A 16,952-nucleotide genomic window follows, 5' to 3' on the forward strand; every position below is an offset into this window, starting at 1 on the left:
GAATACGGGAGAGCAGTGCCCTCCCCCGTCAGTAAACTAAATTTGAATTACAGTAAGCCGTTTTCTTCTAGGAACACAGTCACTGAGGTGTAAACTTTCCCTGCGTTGTCAGAGCGCTCTGCAAATACTTTCCATTGGCCTTTCGCGATTTCACGGAACTTCTTACGCTCTTCTTGAGACCAGTCGTGGATAGTGATTTCTGGGTTCGCTTGAGCTTCTTTAAGCGCAGCTTGGTCAGCCATTTTCAGCTGAGTCGTCATGTCGTAAGAGAAGTCACGCACTGATGTTTGTAGAATCGTTTGTAGATCAGCTGGCATCTTGTCCCACTTCTTCTGAGATACAGAGATATCGATAAGCGGCAATGAGTGGAAGCCCGGTTGAACTGGATGTGTTGCAATGTCGTTCATGCCCGCTTTTTGGTTGGTAGAGAATACCGTGTAGTCCGCAGCATCAATTACGCCTTTACTTAGACCAGTAAATACTTCAGAACCCGGCAGGTTTACTGGAGTCGCGCCCGCCGCTGCAAATACTTGTTGAACTAGGCCCTCAGGCGCACGTAATTTGAGGCCTTTAAGATCCGCAACACCATCGATTGGCTTTTTAGAAATGAAAGATTCAACACCCGTCGTAGAAGCACCTACAAACTGAACGCCGTAAGGCTTGTACAGTTCAGTCATTAGTTCGTTACCACCACCGTAGTTCATGTACTGAAGCAGTTGTGTTGTGTCTGACCATGCGCCAACCATGTTACCGATAAGACCAAATGCTGGATCTTTACCAGAGAAGTAACCTGTTGCTGTGATGTGACCATCTAGGATGCCCATTTTGATCGCGCCTAGCGTTTCTGTGTGCTTAACCACAGCGCCTACAGGCAGAAGATCGATATCAATACGTCCGTTAGACATCGTCTCTACGCGCTCAGCCCACTTCTGCTGAACTTTGAAGTTCAAGTCGCCAGAAGGATCTGAAGATTGAATTTTAAGTTTAAAGTCTGCAGCCATTGCTGAAGTAGCAAATAGACCAGTGAGGGAGGCAGCAATCAGCGTTTTAGTCAGAGCTTTCATTTGGGTATCCTTATGAGTTTCACAGAGTCCGGTTTGTAATTATATGTTACCGGTAACGTTGAGGTAAATGTTACCGGTAACTTTACAGCCTTGTCTATGAGAAGGATCACATCTTTAACATTAGTAAAACGTTTGCTATCAATAAGAAAAATGCGACTGAAAAGTCACATTATAGGTTGGAGGTAGGATTTAATTTCTTTTTAAGTCAGTGAGATAACTAAGCCAGCAATAATAAACATGACGCCTACACCACGTGTAACGTGCCACTTTTCCTTTAAAAAGTAGATCCCCATCACTACGCCGAAGATGATACTTACTTGCCTAAGTGCCACAACCAAGCTGACGTTCTCAGTCATGGTCATCGCAAACAACACCAAACCATAAGTCGAAGCCATCATGATGCCGGCCACTGTGGCTTTCTTTCGCAGTATCCAAGCATTAGTAAACTCGATTCTTTGGTTGGTTACGAATAACCAAACACTCAGCGGAATCACAATCGCCCAAAACTGAATGCCTAGGTAGAAAATCGCAGTGTGTTTGTTAGTAACGGTGGGTGTGCTTAGAGGCTCTAATAATAGAAGCGCCTCTTTATCAATGATGGAATAGCCCGTGGTACCAATAGCGGCAATTAACGCCCACAACACGCCGAGGTTGAGATACGCTTTTAACCTAAGGTCTGAAAACTGCTTAAGTGGTACAAACAAACAACCCAAGGTTATTAAAGTGAACCCAATCCATTGATTCGCTGACAATTCATAGCCGATCAACACAGTCCCTAAACCCACCATCAACACAGGCAGTGCTCGTGCCATTGGGTAAATAACACCGATATCAGCTTGTTTATAGGCAGCGCCTAACCCAATCAAATAGATGATTTGACAGATCCCACTCAAGAAAACCAGTTGCCAGAATGGAAGTAAGATATTTGACAGTCCAACACTGTGAACATACCAGATCAAGTAAGGCGTCAATATCGCTGCGGCGGCAAAGCCAGAGGCTAAGAAGAAAGACGAGCCCGAGCCTTGATTAGATTTACCTAGAACGTTCCAACCCGCGTGAAGCAAAGCCGAAATGATCACGATTACAATCGCAGAGAATTCCATTTCATTCCTAAATTATTGATGAATTAGCACAACGGCTGACAACCGGTGATAAAAAAGGCCTCCGAATAAGAGACCTTTGATCGTTTCAATTGGGCAATACTGCATAATTGCAGATATGCCAGCATTCTAAATGTATGACTAGCGCTCTAGCTGTGCTATCGACTCAATGCTGATCGCATCATGACGCCAATACTCAATATCGCAGTCAATCAAATCACCGTTCTGATTGTAGTTAACACGCTCAACCACCATAGCCGGAGAACCCGAAGTCGCACGCAGTGCTTGCGCTGTTTCGCCCAGCAATGATGTTGTGCTCACTCGATAACGTATCTTCTGATACACCACGCCAAAGTGCTCTCGGTATATGTCCGTCAACGACTTAGACAAGTCGTAGTCAAGCAAGTTAGGGAACAGTTCAGGTCGAATGTAGTTGGTCACATACACAACAGGCCTATCTTCAAGGTAACGAACTCTGTCTACTCGATAAACATCCGAAAAAGGTTGTAGCTCAAGCAGCCTAGTTGCTTCTTTGGTTGCTAACATGCCTTTCGCTGCCACTAATTCTGTTTTCGGCTTACGATTCTGCGACAAAGCCATATTAGTGAAGTTCAGCGTTTGCGTTGGGTCGTAGCGCAGTGGCGCTGGAGAGATAAACCAACCACGGCGGTCTTCTCGATAAATACGCCCTTCAGCTTCAAGTGAAGACAGCGCTTCACGCAACGTTACTCGTGTTGTATCAAACGATTCAGCCAGTTTGCGCTCCGCAGGCAGCTTCTGTCGTGGCGTTAACATCCCCGACTCTATCTGCTCTACGATGACGTCTTTGATTTTTACGTACTGCACTTCATTTCCTTTTATTCTTGTTCTTGTCGTCAGCTACTCCTTGGCCAACTGCAATATAAAATGGTTCGCTAGCGTTTACGCCAAGCTTGGGTGCGCTTCTCAAATAATTTGTTGATTAGCATATGAATCAACTTCGCACTTGCCGCCGATATCATGATCATGACAGCCATGGCTGCTGCTGCACCGGTTTGTCCCGCATCGTCCATATTCAGTACTGAAACTGACGCAGGTATCGTATCGGTAGAATACAAGAATACTACCGCAGATGTCGTGGTAAGTGCATTAATAAACAGGTATGTCGCAATATCTAAAATCGCAGGCAAACAAACCGGCATCGTCACCTTAAAGAACAGCTTGTATTGCGGTAGGTTAACCGAAGCCGCCGTCGCTTCTATCTCCTCAGGCAACTGTTTTAATGCGGTTAATGCCGTCATGTGCCCTACCGTGTAATAGTGAACCACGGTGTTGATCACCAAGAACGCCATCGTGCCATACAAGAAGTTGAGTGGATTACTCAAATCATTGAAGTAGAAGATATATCCCAAACCCAACACCATACCCGGAACGGCCATCGGGACCACACTGAGCATCTGCATTGCCTGACGAACTGGACCAAATGCTCTGCCTTTCTCAATGCAATATGCACCCAAGAAAATCAGTACCGTACCGATAATAGCAGTCCAAGCACCGAGCGTCAGAGAGTTGAAGAACGGCGTCCAACCGTAGGTACTCATTTCTGAGAAATTATAGTTATTCAAGGTGAGTGCTTTGTTCCAAGGCCAGAACGTGACCATAGAACCGTATATCGCCATGCCTAGCACGATAACAACAGCAGCAGAGATGATGGTGCAATAGAGCAAACACACGCCATCACGTAGAGTGTTTGGTTCAGGTTGGTACGCGACGGATCGAGTATCAAACAAGCTCTTCTGTTTCTTTTGAACCCAGCGATCCACAGTAAACGCAAGCAACGCAGGCAATAGCAATAAAATACTGGTCACTGCACCCATAGAGAAATTCTGTTGCCCTACCACTTGTTTAAAGATGTCAGTCGATAGAACGTTATAACTGCCACCAATCACCTTTGGTACACCAAAGTCACAAACCACCAGCGTAAATACAACGATCAGAGTGCTGATCAAACCATACTTTGCCGCAGGTAGCGTCACCATGAAGAAGGTTTTAAGCGATGAAGTATTTAGAGCACGGGCTGCCTCATAAAGACGAGCATCAGAGGTTCTTAATGAAGTGGTTAGAATCATCAGGGCATGTGGAAAGGTCCAGAATATCAAGCCAAGTGAAATACCAATCAAGCCGTATACCGAATTTCCCCCTAATACTTCTTTAGCGATACCTTGGTTGCCAAATAAGAAGATCAAACTGATCGCAGGAAGCAACGACGGAGCTAGAATCGGCGCTGAACCCAACACCTGAAAAAGCCCCTTGAAAGGCATACATGAACGAGTCAACGCATAGGCATAACCAAACGCTAATACACCCACGACAACCGTTACTAACAGCCCAAGCGTAAACGTGTTACCTACCGACTGCCAGAGGCTCTGCGAAGCAAAATACGTTGCGAAATTCTGTAACCCTACAAATTCACCGTCTGCGTTCTGAACACTCTTTTTCAACATTGCCCACAGTGGCATCAGAATGAATAGCGTCATGACCACTGACAAAAAAGCCAGAAGCCCGAATAGGATTACGTTGTCTTTACTTAACCGAGCAAGAAAAGGCGTTACTCGTCGTTGAATTAGCAGCTTAGATTGCATCATTTGAGTCGATTCCATGATTGTTACGCCGCCTCGTCTTTCATCACTTGCAGGCTTTCAGATGGGTAAGCTCTAAGACCTTCTTCATCAAAGGCTACGTAACGAATATCGCTGCGACGCAGTTTCAATCGATTAAACTCTTTGACTGACACATCAACGATGATCTCTTTAGCCGTAGAGTCATGTTGCAGTTCACACTCAACTCGATAGAACGCCCCTAGGAACTCGCTAGATATGATTCTGACGGGTAAAGACTCGTTAAAGCGATCAACAAACTGAATTTGTTCTGGACGCACCGCGATATCAAAACGATCGCCATGCTTTGGTGTCAAATTATCTAAAACTGGCAACGCTAACATCGACTCTGCAATGCGCATTTTGCCTTTCGCAGCAACAGAAGCTTGAATGAAGTTCATGCTACCAACGAATTCAGCGACAAAGCGGCTAACTGGATTTTGATAGATTTCTTGCGGAGCACCCACTTGCTCGATAACACCATGATTCATGACCACAATGCGATCGGCCATGGTTAAGGCTTCATCTTGATCATGAGTCACCATGATGGTGGTAATGCCCAGCTTACGCTGCAATTGACAGATCTCATCACGCAGGTGTGTTCTTACCTTCGCATCAAGCGCAGAGAGCGGTTCATCGAGGAGTAATAAACCTGGAGACAAGGCCAATGCACGAGCGAGAGCCACGCGTTGCTGTTGTCCACCAGACAGTTGATTTGGGTATTTTTGACCAGAAGTTGGTAAACCAATAGTTTCTAACCAAGATTCTACCGCTTCCAGAGCTTCTTTGGTCGACATCCCTTGGTTCTTCAAACCAATTGCGATGTTCTCTTCCACAGTCAGGTTTGGAAATAGAGCATAAGATTGGAATACGATACCGAAATCGCGCTTCTCAGGAGGTAGGAACGTCGTATCCGCTCCATTCTGCTCAATCGAGCCTGAGGTCGGTAAATCCAGTCCTGCAATCGCACGTAGTAGTGTCGTTTTACCGCAGCCAGATGGGCCAAGGAAACAGACGAATTCACCTTTATCGATCGATAGAGAGATGTCTTTTAACGCTGTAAATTGGCCAAATTGTTTTACAACGTTTTCAATATTCAAATAAGTTTGGTTGCTCATACTACAGCACTCTTTAAATGGTATATACCAAATTTAAACTTTGAATATTGCAGTTGAGTGACAAATTTATAGAAGCTAAATGACAGTTATATTGCAGAAATAAAATTCATTTTAGCGGGAGACGATGCAAATTAAACAAATTAGCATTTTCAATAATTTACAGTAAGGAGTTCGTCATCCAAAAGGTATTTGACGATGAAAGCTAGTGGACTTCTCACCGCCAAATATCAATTGATGCGTATGTTTGTACGACTGTTTCTAGTCGCGATTATTCCCAATAGAAATAGTTTCTAATAGCAATAGTTTCTAGCAATCACTAAGCTCAGTTCACTGCGCACCAAGGCGTAGATTCGGCACGAGTACTTAAACGTTGATGTGGATTAACTAAGCGAGGGCGATCGGCCAGTTCATAGTATGGTAAATCGTTGATTGAATCACAACCTTGTTGTTGACCACACGCACTATGGTATTCCCTAATCCACTCTTTTAGACCCACAAATTTTCCATATGGATGGTTAGGAAGACCTAAGATCTTAGCGGTATATTGACCAGACTCTTCCGTTAACTCGATGCCAACTGCATTCGGAATATGGAGTCTTTTCGCTACACATGCAGGAACGAATGAGACAACGGCAGATAGGATAACCATCGGCTGATCTTGTGTTTTTTCCGACCAATTCCCCTGTATAACTTGAGGGAAGATTTTGCTCAGAACTTTGCGATCGATACACTCCTCTAATAAAGCACAAACCTCTCGGTGTGTTCTATTGTTAAGTGGACGAATAGCAAATGTAAGATAAGCCTCTTCATTAAGAATCCCTTGAACATACAACGTCATTAACCGGCGTTCTTCGTTCAAAAAACTAGGATCATTAACCAAACCTTTCTCAATCAAAAATTCGTTCCAAATCATGGCGCTGTCACCATCCATGAGGGTTTCATCTAGATCAAATACATACAGCGGGGTCGTCATATCAATTCTCACTTCAAATCAAATTTAACTTCGAACTCAGCTCTTACTTAAAAACTAACCTTGTTTCAAACCGACTGTTACTTCAAAAAATTACAGCTACTTCCAAAACGACTGTTACTGCCAAAACGACTTAGACTTAACTGGCAATGAGCAATCTAAACTACGTATTTACTCCACCTTGTCGGCTTTACCTGCCGCACCTGCGAGCTTTGCCAATTGCTTATCCAGCCACAATGGCGCGTTACCAGAGTCTTCCGCGTTCTCTTTTCGTCGAACAGCATCTCTAACCATCATTGCTCCAACCCAACGAAATGGCTCTGGTGGGAAATAGCCTCGTGGACCGCTAGTTAAACCACTACGTGTCCATTCGTTATCATCTCCTAACACCATTGAAGACAAAATTTTGCCTCCCATGCGAGTTTGAGCCACACCATTACCTGAGTAACCGAGCCCATAATAGATGTTGTTTTGGCCTTTTAGATTACCGAAAAATGGCAATCCTGTGACGGATCGGTCTGAACCGCCCGACCAGTTGTAATCGAATTCATTCTGCTCCAGTTTAGGGAACAATTTCTGGAAGGATTGATTGAGAATCGGTAGGTAGTTAGTCGTTTGGTTGAACATGCTTTCAACCTGATTCGCAAACGAGAATTTATTGCCGCCTTTGCCCAACATGAGTCGTCCATCCTCAGTGTCACGGTAGTAATGAACAAAGATGCGCGAGTCCACTACCGCCGCTCCTTTTTCGGGACCAAACTGCTTGAGTTTTTCAGGAATAGGCTTCGTCGCTACCATGTCAGAGGAGACAACCACAATGCTGCGTTTGAACTCTTTAAAGTGATCGAGCATCCATGCATTGAGCGCTAAGATCACTTTATCGGAAGTTATCTTCCCCCCCTTAGTTTGGACGCGAGCTGGTGAGCCGTAATCAAGAGAAGTCATTTCTGTATTTTCGTAAATTTCGACACCCAATTCGATCGCAATGCGGCGTAAGCCTCTCGCCAATAACGCTGGCTGAACGCTACCAGCAGCTTCTGAGTAGTAACCTTCAATGTGGCGATCCGACCCCGCTTTATCAGCTAAGGACTGATCACACTTCTTCCAGCTGTTGATGCCCTGCTTGAGCAACTCATTAACGACAGGCTCCATTCCGCCCTTTTGAGATTCATTGGTTGCCGTGTAGTAAGTGCCACTTCTATAAAGATGCGCATCGATTTTATGCTCGTTACAGAAAGCTTCGATCTCGTAAATGACCTTTTCAGATTCCTTAACCAGCCACTTTGCTTGTTCTTTGCCGTAGAGCTTCTTCAACGTTGGATACTTAGTCGACCACGTCAACATACAGCCACCGTTCGCGCCAGAAGCGCCGCTGCCACACAAGCCTTTTTCAATCACCACAACATGCTTTTGAGGTTGCTGCTGTTTAATCAAAATCGCCGTCCATAACCCTGTGTAACCACCGCCAACAATGGCGATGTCGCAGTTAATGTCTTTTTGTAGTGGCTTCGTGGATTCTAGACCTGCATCTATGCTGCCAAATTCCTTTTCTAGTGCCTGCTTGAACCAATATGAATAGTGTTTTGTCATTTGTCGTACCTTACTTAAAACCTAAAGGCGTAAAACTGAAAAAGGAAGACCGAAGCCTTCCTTTACTGATTCTTAACTTCTAATGAGCTGCATATCTAATGGACTACGTGTCTAATAAACCATGTGTCGAATAAACTCTGTAATCTAATAAGCTCAGTAGATAATTAACTAAGTAACCAAGAAACTAACTAGCTCAGCAGATTAAGATTTTGGCTCTGATTTAGCGTCAAACTTCTCAGACCATGTTTTCAGAACATCTGCACGTTCACTGCCCATACGAGCGAAGTCCATTTTTGCCATGTTCTTCTCTACGTTCGGGAAGTTCTCTGCTTTACCTGTTACATCTTGGTGACCAACAACTGGGTACATTTCGATGTAAAGTTCATTCGCTGCTTTAGAGATAGACCAATCGATAACACGTTGTGCTGCATCTGAAGGCTTAACAAGACCTACCGCTTCAGATTCCCAACCGATACCTTCAGGCGTAATCACAGAAAGCGGCGCACCTTGAGTCTTCAGTTTCGCACCGCGGCTCGCCATAGAAATACCGATAGCCACTTCACCCATACCCGCTTGAACACATGGCTTCGAACCGGAGTGCGTGTAATGAGCAATGTTTTGATCTAGCTTCTGCATGTAGTTCCAACCTTGGTCTTCACCCATATTTTGTAACCAAGCCGAAACCTGCATGTAGCCCGTACCAGAAGATGCTGGGTTTGGCATTGCAATGTGACCTTTGTAGATAGGCTTCGTTAGGTCATCCCAAGATTTAGGTGCAGGTAGGTTCAATTGCTTAGCAACTACTTCGTTGAAACAAACCGCATTGAAGAATGCGTCATTGCCATACCAAGCTTGAGTAGATTGCGGGTCGTTAAGATTTGCACGCAGCGCTTCTACACCTTGAGGAGTGTAAGGCTTAAGAATGCCCTCTTCTTTAAGCAAAGCCATAGAAGAGCCCGCAAGACCCCATACTACTTCTGCACGAGGGTTGTTTTTCTCGGCCAATAATTTTGCCGTCATGATCCCAGTTGAATCACGAACCCATTTGATGTTGATGTCTGGGTTTTCACTTTCAAATGCGTTTTTGTATTTCGCTAAAATGTCAGTTTCAAAAGCTGTGTAAACCGTCACTTCCTGTGCTGCATAAGCATTACCAGCTAGTAGAGTAACTAATGCTGCAAGTGATCCTTTCATAAAACGGTTTTTCATCATTTTCTCCAGTCAGGCCCGATGCCAAGGTTAGGAATTGCCAAGGTTAAAGTTGTTAAGGCTAGAAGCTCCATCTAGTGGCTTCTATATCCATAAATTCATTTAGGTTATTAGCACACATCTTTACATTGGTATGTACCAGATTTCGAGTATTAAGCTAACTGGCTTTTATGACGATTAAATGAACAAAAAATGGCAATTTAAAGATCGGAAAATTTCTCAACACAAGTGACAAATTTGAATATGAAGCTTTTGTGAAAATAACGTTTGGGCTATTTACGACCGTTTAAATTGGTTGTTAAAGTAACTGCAAATATTGGTATAGTCCAAAATACAAATCACGAGAGTTGAACATGAGAAACGAATACTTACTGCTGACACCGGGTCCTTTATCTACTTCTGAAACCGTTCGCCAAGCGATGCTAAAAGATTGGTGTACTTGGGATGATGAATACAACAAAGACGTTGTTGAAGTGATTCGTAGCAAGCTTGTGACTTTAGCGACTAAGCAGGCGGGATATACAAGTGTATTAATGCAAGGCAGCGGCACTGCTTCAGTTGAAGCAACAATCGGTAGCGTTATCTCTAACAGCGGTAAGCTTCTTGTGGTTGATAACGGTGCGTATGGTGCTCGTATTGCTCAAATCGCCGAATATTTAAACATTCCATGCCATGTCGTTTCCCCAGGTGAAACATCACAGCCTGACTTGAACGAAATGGAAACGGCATTGGCCATGGATTCAGACATTACTCACGTGGCGATTGTCCACTGTGAAACCACCACTGGCATGCTGAATCCAATTGAAGAGATTGCCAAATTGGCAAAACAGCACAACAAAACCGTCATTCTAGATGCGATGTCGAGTTTTGGTGGCATCCCTATGGATATTGCTGACTTAGGTATCGATTACATGATCAGCTCAGCAAACAAGTGCATTCAAGGTGTACCGGGGTTCGGCTTTGTTATTGCAAAGCAATCAGATCTCGAGAAGTGCAAAGGCCAAGCTCGCTCATTAAGCCTTGATTTGTTTGACCAATGGCACTGTATGGAAAGCAACCATGGGAAATGGCGCTTCACCTCTCCGACTCATACGGTGCGCGCTTTCTACCAAGCTCTACTTGAATTGGAGAAAGAAGGTGGCATCGAGGCTCGTCATAATCGCTACCAAACCAACCAAACCACATTGGTTGCAGGTATGCGTTCTCTTGGCTTTGAACCACTGCTCAATGATGACCTTCACTCACCTATCATCACCTCTTTCTATTCTCCAACTCATAGCGATTACCAATTCAAGGAATTCTATGACCGTTTGAAAGAACAAGGGTTTGTGATTTATCCGGGCAAGGTTTCAAACGCAGACTGCTTTCGTATCGGTAACATTGGTGAAGTGTATCCGTCAGACATTGAAGCTCTCATTGGCGCGGTGAAAAACGCTATGTACTGGGACATCAAATAATGACGACGACTAATCAAGAGCCGATTCTAAAGGCGACACATTTTCGAAGCGAAGGCGATGTGAACACCACGCCAGCACGCAAAAAATGGAACGAATCGCTAAACGATGATGCGACTCAAGCGATGTTAAAGCGTGACTCTGACGTGTTTCTTCATCAAGCCATGTCAACGCCTTGCCTAGATACACTTGAAGCAGCTGAGGGCATCTACATTCAAGATGCGACTGGCAATAAGTACATGGACTTTCACGGGAATAATGTTCATCAACTGGGTTATGGTCACCCACACATCATTAATAAAGTGACTCAACAAATGGCGTTATTGCCGTTTTCACCGCGTCGCTTCACCAATGAAACCGCCGTTCAGTGCGCTGAAAAACTCACGCAGATCTGTGGTAGTGAATTGAACCGTGTGTTGTTTGCTCCAGGTGGTACTTCAGTTATTGGAATGGCACTCAAACTGGCTCGACATGTCACCAACAACTTCAAAGTAGTGTCGCTATGGGATTCATTCCACGGTGCGTCATTGGATGCTATCTCTGTCGGCGGTGAAGCCTGTTTCCGCGAAGGTATGGGTCCATTGATGGCTGGCGTAGAACGAATTCCACCAGCGGTTTCCTATCGTGGTGCTTTCCCGCTTAATGACTCTTTTTCGCTTCGCGGGCAAAGCTCAGGCGGTGAAAGTGAAACGGCATGTGATGCGCACTATGCCGATTACCTTGAGTATGTGATTGAAAAAGAAGGCGGTATTGGCGCCTTCATTGCAGAAGCGGTTCGTAACACAGACGTTCAAGTGCCAAGTAAGGCTTATTGGAAGCGCATCCGTGAGATCTGTGACAAACACAACGTCATGTTGATCATTGATGACATTCCAAATGGCATGGGTCGTAGCGGTAAATGGTTCACTCACCAAGCTTTTGATATCGAACCTGACATTCTTTGTATCGGTAAAGGTTTTGGCGGCGGCTTAGTACCAATCGCAGCCATGATCACAAAAGACAAATACAACACGGCAGCACAAGTATCTCTTGGTCACTACACCCATGAGAAAAGCCCAATCGGTTGCGCGGCAGCACTCGCGACCATGGAAGTGATTGAGCAAGAAAACCTACTTGAAAAAGTGCAAGCAGACAGCGCTTTCGTGCGTGAACAACTGCTTCAAATGAAAGAGAAGTACCCAGTCATTGGTGACGTTCGCGGCATCGGCCTACTCTGGGGCGTTGAATTGGTCACCGACCACATAACCAAAACCCGAGCGTTCGATGAAGCAGAAGCAGTGCTGTACCAGTGTCTGAACGATGGCCTGAGCTTTAAGGTGTCACAAGGTAACGTGATTCAGTTGAGCCCACCATTGATCATCAGCCGAAGCGAGCTACAAGTCGCTCTGTCTGTATTCGAAAAAGCGATAGCCAAAGTCTGCAAAGATTTTGAGTACCTTTAATTCATTCTCTAAATCAACATTTAAACCAATAACCTTAAACAATCATTTGTTTTCCCAGAACTTTGAACTGGGAGTGACACAAAAATAGGACACTATTATGAACACGACATCACCTATCCAAGCGGTTATCTTTGACTGGGCTGGCACTATCGTTGATTTTGGATCGTTTGCTCCGACTAGCATCTTCGTTGAAGCATTCAAACAAGGTTTCGACTTTGATATCGACTTAGCAGAAGCTCGTGAACCTATGGGTATCGGTAAATGGGATCACATCCAAGCGGTGGGTCGAATCCCTGCTGTTGATGCTCGTTGGAATGCCCAGTTCGGACGTTCAATGACCAGTGAAGACGTTGACGCGATATACGCGGCATTCATGCCTCTTCAAAAAGCGAAAGTAGCCGACCACGCTGCGCCGATTTTAAACGCGATTGAAGTGGTGAATAACCTTAAAGAGAAGAACGTAAAGATCGGCTCTTGTTCAGGTTACCCACGCGAAGTAATGGATGTACTGATTCCTGCAGCCGCAGATTATGGCTACCGACCAGACAACGTAGTTGCAACGGATGACTTACCTCAAGGCGGTCGCCCAGCTCCATTCATGGCGCTTAAAAACGTCATTGACCTAGGTGTGACGAGCGTTGCCGCGTGTGTGAAAGTGGATGATGCCGCGCCCGGTATAGACGAAGGCCACAACGCAGGTATGTGGACAGTTGGCCTTGTTCTATCTGGTAACGAAGCAGGCTTAACGTATCAAGAATACTTAGGCGCAGACGAAGCAACACTGGCAGCAGCGCGTGAAAAAGCGAGCGTGAAGCTAAATAAATCCAACCCTCACTACCTGATCGATACTATTGCAGACTTACCTGGTGTAATTGCAGATATCGAAAAGCGTTTACTGTCAGGTGAACGCCCATAAACAAAAGCGAGCTACTCGCATGATGTAAAGTGCGCGAAAAACATATCTGATCGCTCTAATTCAAATCCCTATCCAATCATGTACTCATTCGAGCTAAACATATTAGGTGGGGATTTTTGCTTTATAAGCATGATAAAGCGCAAGTTTTTGACCTATTCTCCTTTGAGCCACTGGCAAATGGACGAGGCTAGGCTATAGCTTAAATATAAGCATTCCAACAAATGATAAAATCAACAATAAAGGCACCTTAAATATATAATATTTAACAATTTCATTGACTCTAATACGCAATCAGATTAACAATATAAGTACTGAGAAAGAAATAGATTCACCTGAACCAACACCTTGATTTACTTATTATAAGCAGTGTCGAAACCCAATAAGTGATCGTTTTACTGGTAAGTTCAGATAAAAATAAGAGTTAATCCAAGGAAAAGATTATGAAAAAATTGTCAAAAATCATGTGTGCTGTTGTAGCCGCTTCAGGCTTAGCAGCAGCTCCTTCTATTGCTGCAACGACTTACGTGGGTGCAAAAGTGGGCGTGGGCTGGCTAGACAGCGCATGCGTAAGCGGTGAAAAGTGTGATGATGATGCAATTGGTGCTGGCATCTACTCTGGTTACAATTTTAATGACAAGTTTGGTATTGAGCTAAGCTCAGACTTCCTTGGCGACTACAAGACAAGCTTTTCAAAGAATGGCACAACAGCAGCGTTCAGCGATCCACTGATCGCAATCTCGCTAACTCCAATGTATCGCCTACCTGTAGAACAAGAGTTTGATGTATTCTTCAAAGCGGGTCCTGCATACATTTCACACGGTGGCGAAGATGACGTTGTTCTTTCTGCTGGTATCGGTGTAGAGAAGCAACTGTCTTCTGATTGGGCATTACGTGTTGAATACCAATACTTTGATGATTTCGACGACAACTTCGTTCAAGATCTAAACTCGAACCTACTTTCTGTTGGTGTTAGCTACAACTTCGGTACAGGTAACACAACCGCATCAGCGGCGGCTGCAGCAGCTTCTGCAGTAGCAGTGACTCAAGCACCATCAGAGTCAATCACAGAGCCAGCAGCAGTTGTTGTTGAAGAGAAAACGACCGTTGTTGTTACTAAAGCGCAAACTGAGAGCTACTCTCAAGAAATGTTCGCGACTAACAGCACTGAACTGTCTACAGACGGTAAGATTGCACTACAACCATTAGTTGAAGTGTTGAAAGCGCACCCTCAATCAACCGTTGTTGTTGTTGGTCACACTGACTCAACTGGTGCAGCTGAATATAACATGATGGTCTCTAAGAAACGTGCTGCTGCAGTAGCTGCACACATCGAAGAGCAAGGCATTGCTGCTGACCGCATCACTGCAACAGGTGAAGGCGAAGAAAACCCAGTTGCATCAAATGATACAGCTGAAGGTCGCGCTCAAAACCGTCGTGTTGACGCAACGATCCCTGGTTTTGAATACCAGCAAGAAGTGAAAGTTGAAGAAGTTATCGTAGAAGCTTCTGAATAATAACACTCTACCTTAGCTAAATAATAAGGGCGGAGCACTTGAAAGTGCTCCGCCCTTTTCTTTATCTGGCTCTACCCATACACCGTAAGCCTTAAGCCGCAAAAATCAGCCTAACACCTGCTGTACAATCAAAAGACTAGATGATTTCCCAACTGTGAGTCATCTCTACGCCAGCGCCTAGCATTAGACATACTGAACAGTATTTCTCTAACGAGTCAGCACATACTTTAGCAACCAACTCAGAATCAAGATTGTCACCAGACACTTCAAAGTGAATATTAATCACAGTAAAGATTTTAGGTGCCGTTTCACGACGCGTTGTTTCAAGTTTTGCATTACAGCCTGTGATGCTTTGGCCTGCAGATTTCAAACCATCAACCACATCAACAGAGCTACAACCACCTGCGGCCATCAGCACCATCTCCATAGGGCTTGGCGCAGTAGCACCGCCGCTTCCATCCATAACAATAGAATGGCCTGATTGAGATTGACCTAGGAATTTAAAGCCTTCGACCCATTTAACTTCTGCTTGCATGTTGTTCCTTAGATGTACGAGAACCGTCATCATTATTTGGTATACCAATGTCTACACCCTACTACTGGCGGCATTTATGAGCAAGATTTCTGTTTGAGATATTTATTTCATGAATTGTGCAATTTTTTCCATCTAAAACCTGTCTCTATTCGTACATTCAAAATCGAATGAAAAGACGTCAAGATGAGGTATCTATGAATAAATTATCTAAAATATTGGTATCACTCGTGGTTGCGCTACCACTGATTTCGCTGTTTGTGAGCCAGACTGGCACTGCCAATACAATGGATAAAACGGCTAACTCAGGTAAGAGTGAAATAGCGACACTGGCTGGTGGTTGTTTTTGGTGTACAGAATCCGATCTGGAGAAGCTCACAGGAGTCTCGGATGTTGTCTCAGGATATTCTGGTGGCGAATTAGAGAATCCAACCTATAAACAAGTTTCATCAGGTAAATCTGGTCACATCGAAGTGATCAACGTGACTTACAACCCTGATGTGGTTAGCTACGAACAGGTGCTTGACCAATTCTTCAGACACATCGACCCAACTGATGACAAAGGTTCATTCGTTGACAGAGGTCCACAATATCGACCTGCTGTTTTCTATCATAATCAGGAGCAAAAAGACGTCGCTCAGAACTTCATGATGGAGATAGACAAGGCTCAAATCTTTGGTGAACCATTAAAAACAGAACTGATTAAGTTTGAAAAATTCTGGCCAGCAGAAGATTACCATCAAGATTATTACAAGAAGAGCAAGGTTCGTTATAACTACTACCGCTACGCTTCTGGTCGTGATCAGTACCTAGATAAAATCTTCGGTGATGATAGAAAAGAAAATCCGAAAACGATCCGTCAGATCATCGATGGCAAAAATGCGACAGCCAATGCTAAGACATACAGCAAGCCGTCTGATGCAGAGATCAAAGCGTCTCTAACTTCACTGCAATACGATGTTACACAAGACGACGCGACAGAGCGCCCATTTGACAACAAATACTGGGATAACAAGCAAGAAGGTATTTACGTTGATATCGTAACGGGTGAGCCTTTGTTCTCTTCAAAAGACAAATACAAATCAGGTACAGGTTGGCCGAGCTTTACACAGCCAATCAGCGAGGCTTATGTCGTAACGACTACGGACTACAAGCTGCTTTACCCAAGAACAGAGGTTCGCAGCAAATTTGGTGATTCTCATCTAGGACATGTATTTAAAGATGGTCCAAAGCCAACAGGTTTACGCTACTGCATGAACTCAGCCGCTATGCGCTTTATCCCAGCAGATAAATTGGCTGAAGAAGGCTATGAAGAATATATTGAAATGTTCGAAGGCTAAATACTAAGAAATTAGAGCTACACCTATAATAACAAAGCCAGCATATCGCTGGCTTTGTTATTACTGA

At 44.3% G+C, this 16,952-nt stretch carries 14 protein-coding genes; 5 read left to right on the forward strand and 9 right to left on the reverse strand.

Going from position 1 to position 16,952, the window contains the following annotated elements:
* Positions 1 to 47: 47 nt before the first annotated feature.
* The 8 genes from OW495_RS03620 to OW495_RS03655 all read right to left on the reverse strand — a co-directional run bounded on the left by OW495_RS03620 (position 48) and on the right by OW495_RS03655 (position 9,690).
* Positions 48 to 1,064, reverse strand: coding sequence for a TRAP transporter substrate-binding protein (locus OW495_RS03620; protein ID WP_016797095.1), 1,017 nt, complete (start codon positions 1,062 to 1,064; stop codon positions 48 to 50).
* 200 nt (positions 1,065 to 1,264) lie between these two features.
* Complete coding sequence (locus OW495_RS03625; RefSeq protein ID WP_102514646.1) at positions 1,265 to 2,167, reverse strand: multidrug transporter; 903 nt, start codon at positions 2,165 to 2,167, stop codon at positions 1,265 to 1,267.
* Between the two features lie 138 nt (positions 2,168 to 2,305).
* Complete coding sequence (phnR, locus tag OW495_RS03630; protein ID WP_004730140.1) at positions 2,306 to 3,010, reverse strand: phosphonate utilization transcriptional regulator PhnR; 705 nt, start codon at positions 3,008 to 3,010, stop codon at positions 2,306 to 2,308.
* Positions 3,011 to 3,078: 68 nt separating this feature from the next.
* Entirely contained in the window at positions 3,079 to 4,788 is a 1,710-nt protein-coding gene (locus OW495_RS03635; RefSeq protein WP_198599819.1) for a putative 2-aminoethylphosphonate ABC transporter permease subunit, read from the reverse strand.
* Between the two features lie 20 nt (positions 4,789 to 4,808).
* On the reverse strand, positions 4,809 to 5,918 hold the full coding sequence (locus tag OW495_RS03640) for a putative 2-aminoethylphosphonate ABC transporter ATP-binding protein (RefSeq protein WP_102514648.1): 1,110 nt from the start codon (positions 5,916 to 5,918) through the stop codon (positions 4,809 to 4,811).
* A gap of 322 nt (positions 5,919 to 6,240) precedes the next feature.
* Positions 6,241 to 6,891 carry a haloacid dehalogenase-like hydrolase gene (locus OW495_RS03645; protein ID WP_102514649.1) on the reverse strand — a complete coding sequence of 217 codons (651 nt, stop codon included), beginning with the start codon at positions 6,889 to 6,891 and terminating at the stop codon, positions 6,241 to 6,243.
* Positions 6,892 to 7,059: 168 nt separating this feature from the next.
* Positions 7,060 to 8,478, reverse strand: coding sequence for an FAD-dependent oxidoreductase (locus OW495_RS03650; RefSeq protein ID WP_102514650.1), 1,419 nt, complete (start codon positions 8,476 to 8,478; stop codon positions 7,060 to 7,062).
* Positions 8,479 to 8,679: 201 nt separating this feature from the next.
* Complete coding sequence (locus OW495_RS03655) at positions 8,680 to 9,690, reverse strand: putative 2-aminoethylphosphonate ABC transporter substrate-binding protein (RefSeq protein ID WP_017104203.1); 1,011 nt, start codon at positions 9,688 to 9,690, stop codon at positions 8,680 to 8,682.
* 350 nt (positions 9,691 to 10,040) lie between these two features.
* On the opposite strand from OW495_RS03655, the gene phnW reads away from it, so the two are divergent.
* The 4 genes from phnW to OW495_RS03675 all read left to right on the forward strand — a co-directional run bounded on the left by phnW (position 10,041) and on the right by OW495_RS03675 (position 15,013).
* Complete coding sequence (gene phnW / locus OW495_RS03660) at positions 10,041 to 11,144, forward strand: 2-aminoethylphosphonate--pyruvate transaminase (protein ID WP_102514651.1); 1,104 nt, start codon at positions 10,041 to 10,043, stop codon at positions 11,142 to 11,144.
* Positions 11,144 to 12,583, forward strand: coding sequence for an aspartate aminotransferase family protein (locus OW495_RS03665; RefSeq protein ID WP_102514652.1), 1,440 nt, complete (start codon positions 11,144 to 11,146; stop codon positions 12,581 to 12,583). Before phnW ends, OW495_RS03665 begins: the two co-directional genes overlap by 1 nt.
* A 97-nt stretch (positions 12,584 to 12,680) precedes the next feature.
* Complete coding sequence (gene phnX, locus OW495_RS03670) at positions 12,681 to 13,499, forward strand: phosphonoacetaldehyde hydrolase (protein ID WP_102514653.1); 819 nt, start codon at positions 12,681 to 12,683, stop codon at positions 13,497 to 13,499.
* Positions 13,500 to 13,939: 440 nt separating this feature from the next.
* On the forward strand, positions 13,940 to 15,013 hold the full coding sequence (locus OW495_RS03675; protein WP_102514654.1) for an OmpA family protein: 1,074 nt from the start codon (positions 13,940 to 13,942) through the stop codon (positions 15,011 to 15,013).
* A 136-nt stretch (positions 15,014 to 15,149) separates the two neighbouring features.
* On the opposite strand, the gene OW495_RS03680 is transcribed toward OW495_RS03675, so the two are convergent.
* Positions 15,150 to 15,548, reverse strand: a complete 399-nt coding sequence (locus OW495_RS03680; protein WP_017105238.1) for an OsmC family protein — start codon at positions 15,546 to 15,548, stop codon at positions 15,150 to 15,152.
* A gap of 194 nt (positions 15,549 to 15,742) precedes the next feature.
* Here OW495_RS03680 and msrB point away from each other — a divergent pair, with 194 nt between their 5' ends.
* Complete coding sequence (msrB, locus tag OW495_RS03685; protein WP_076667904.1) at positions 15,743 to 16,885, forward strand: peptide-methionine (R)-S-oxide reductase MsrB; 1,143 nt, start codon at positions 15,743 to 15,745, stop codon at positions 16,883 to 16,885.
* Positions 16,886 to 16,952 lie beyond the last annotated feature (67 nt).

The organism is Vibrio sp. 14N.309.X.WAT.E.F5 (genome assembly GCF_030397615.1).
In the GTDB taxonomy this organism is placed as follows: Bacteria; Pseudomonadota; Gammaproteobacteria; order Enterobacterales; family Vibrionaceae; genus Vibrio; species Vibrio lentus.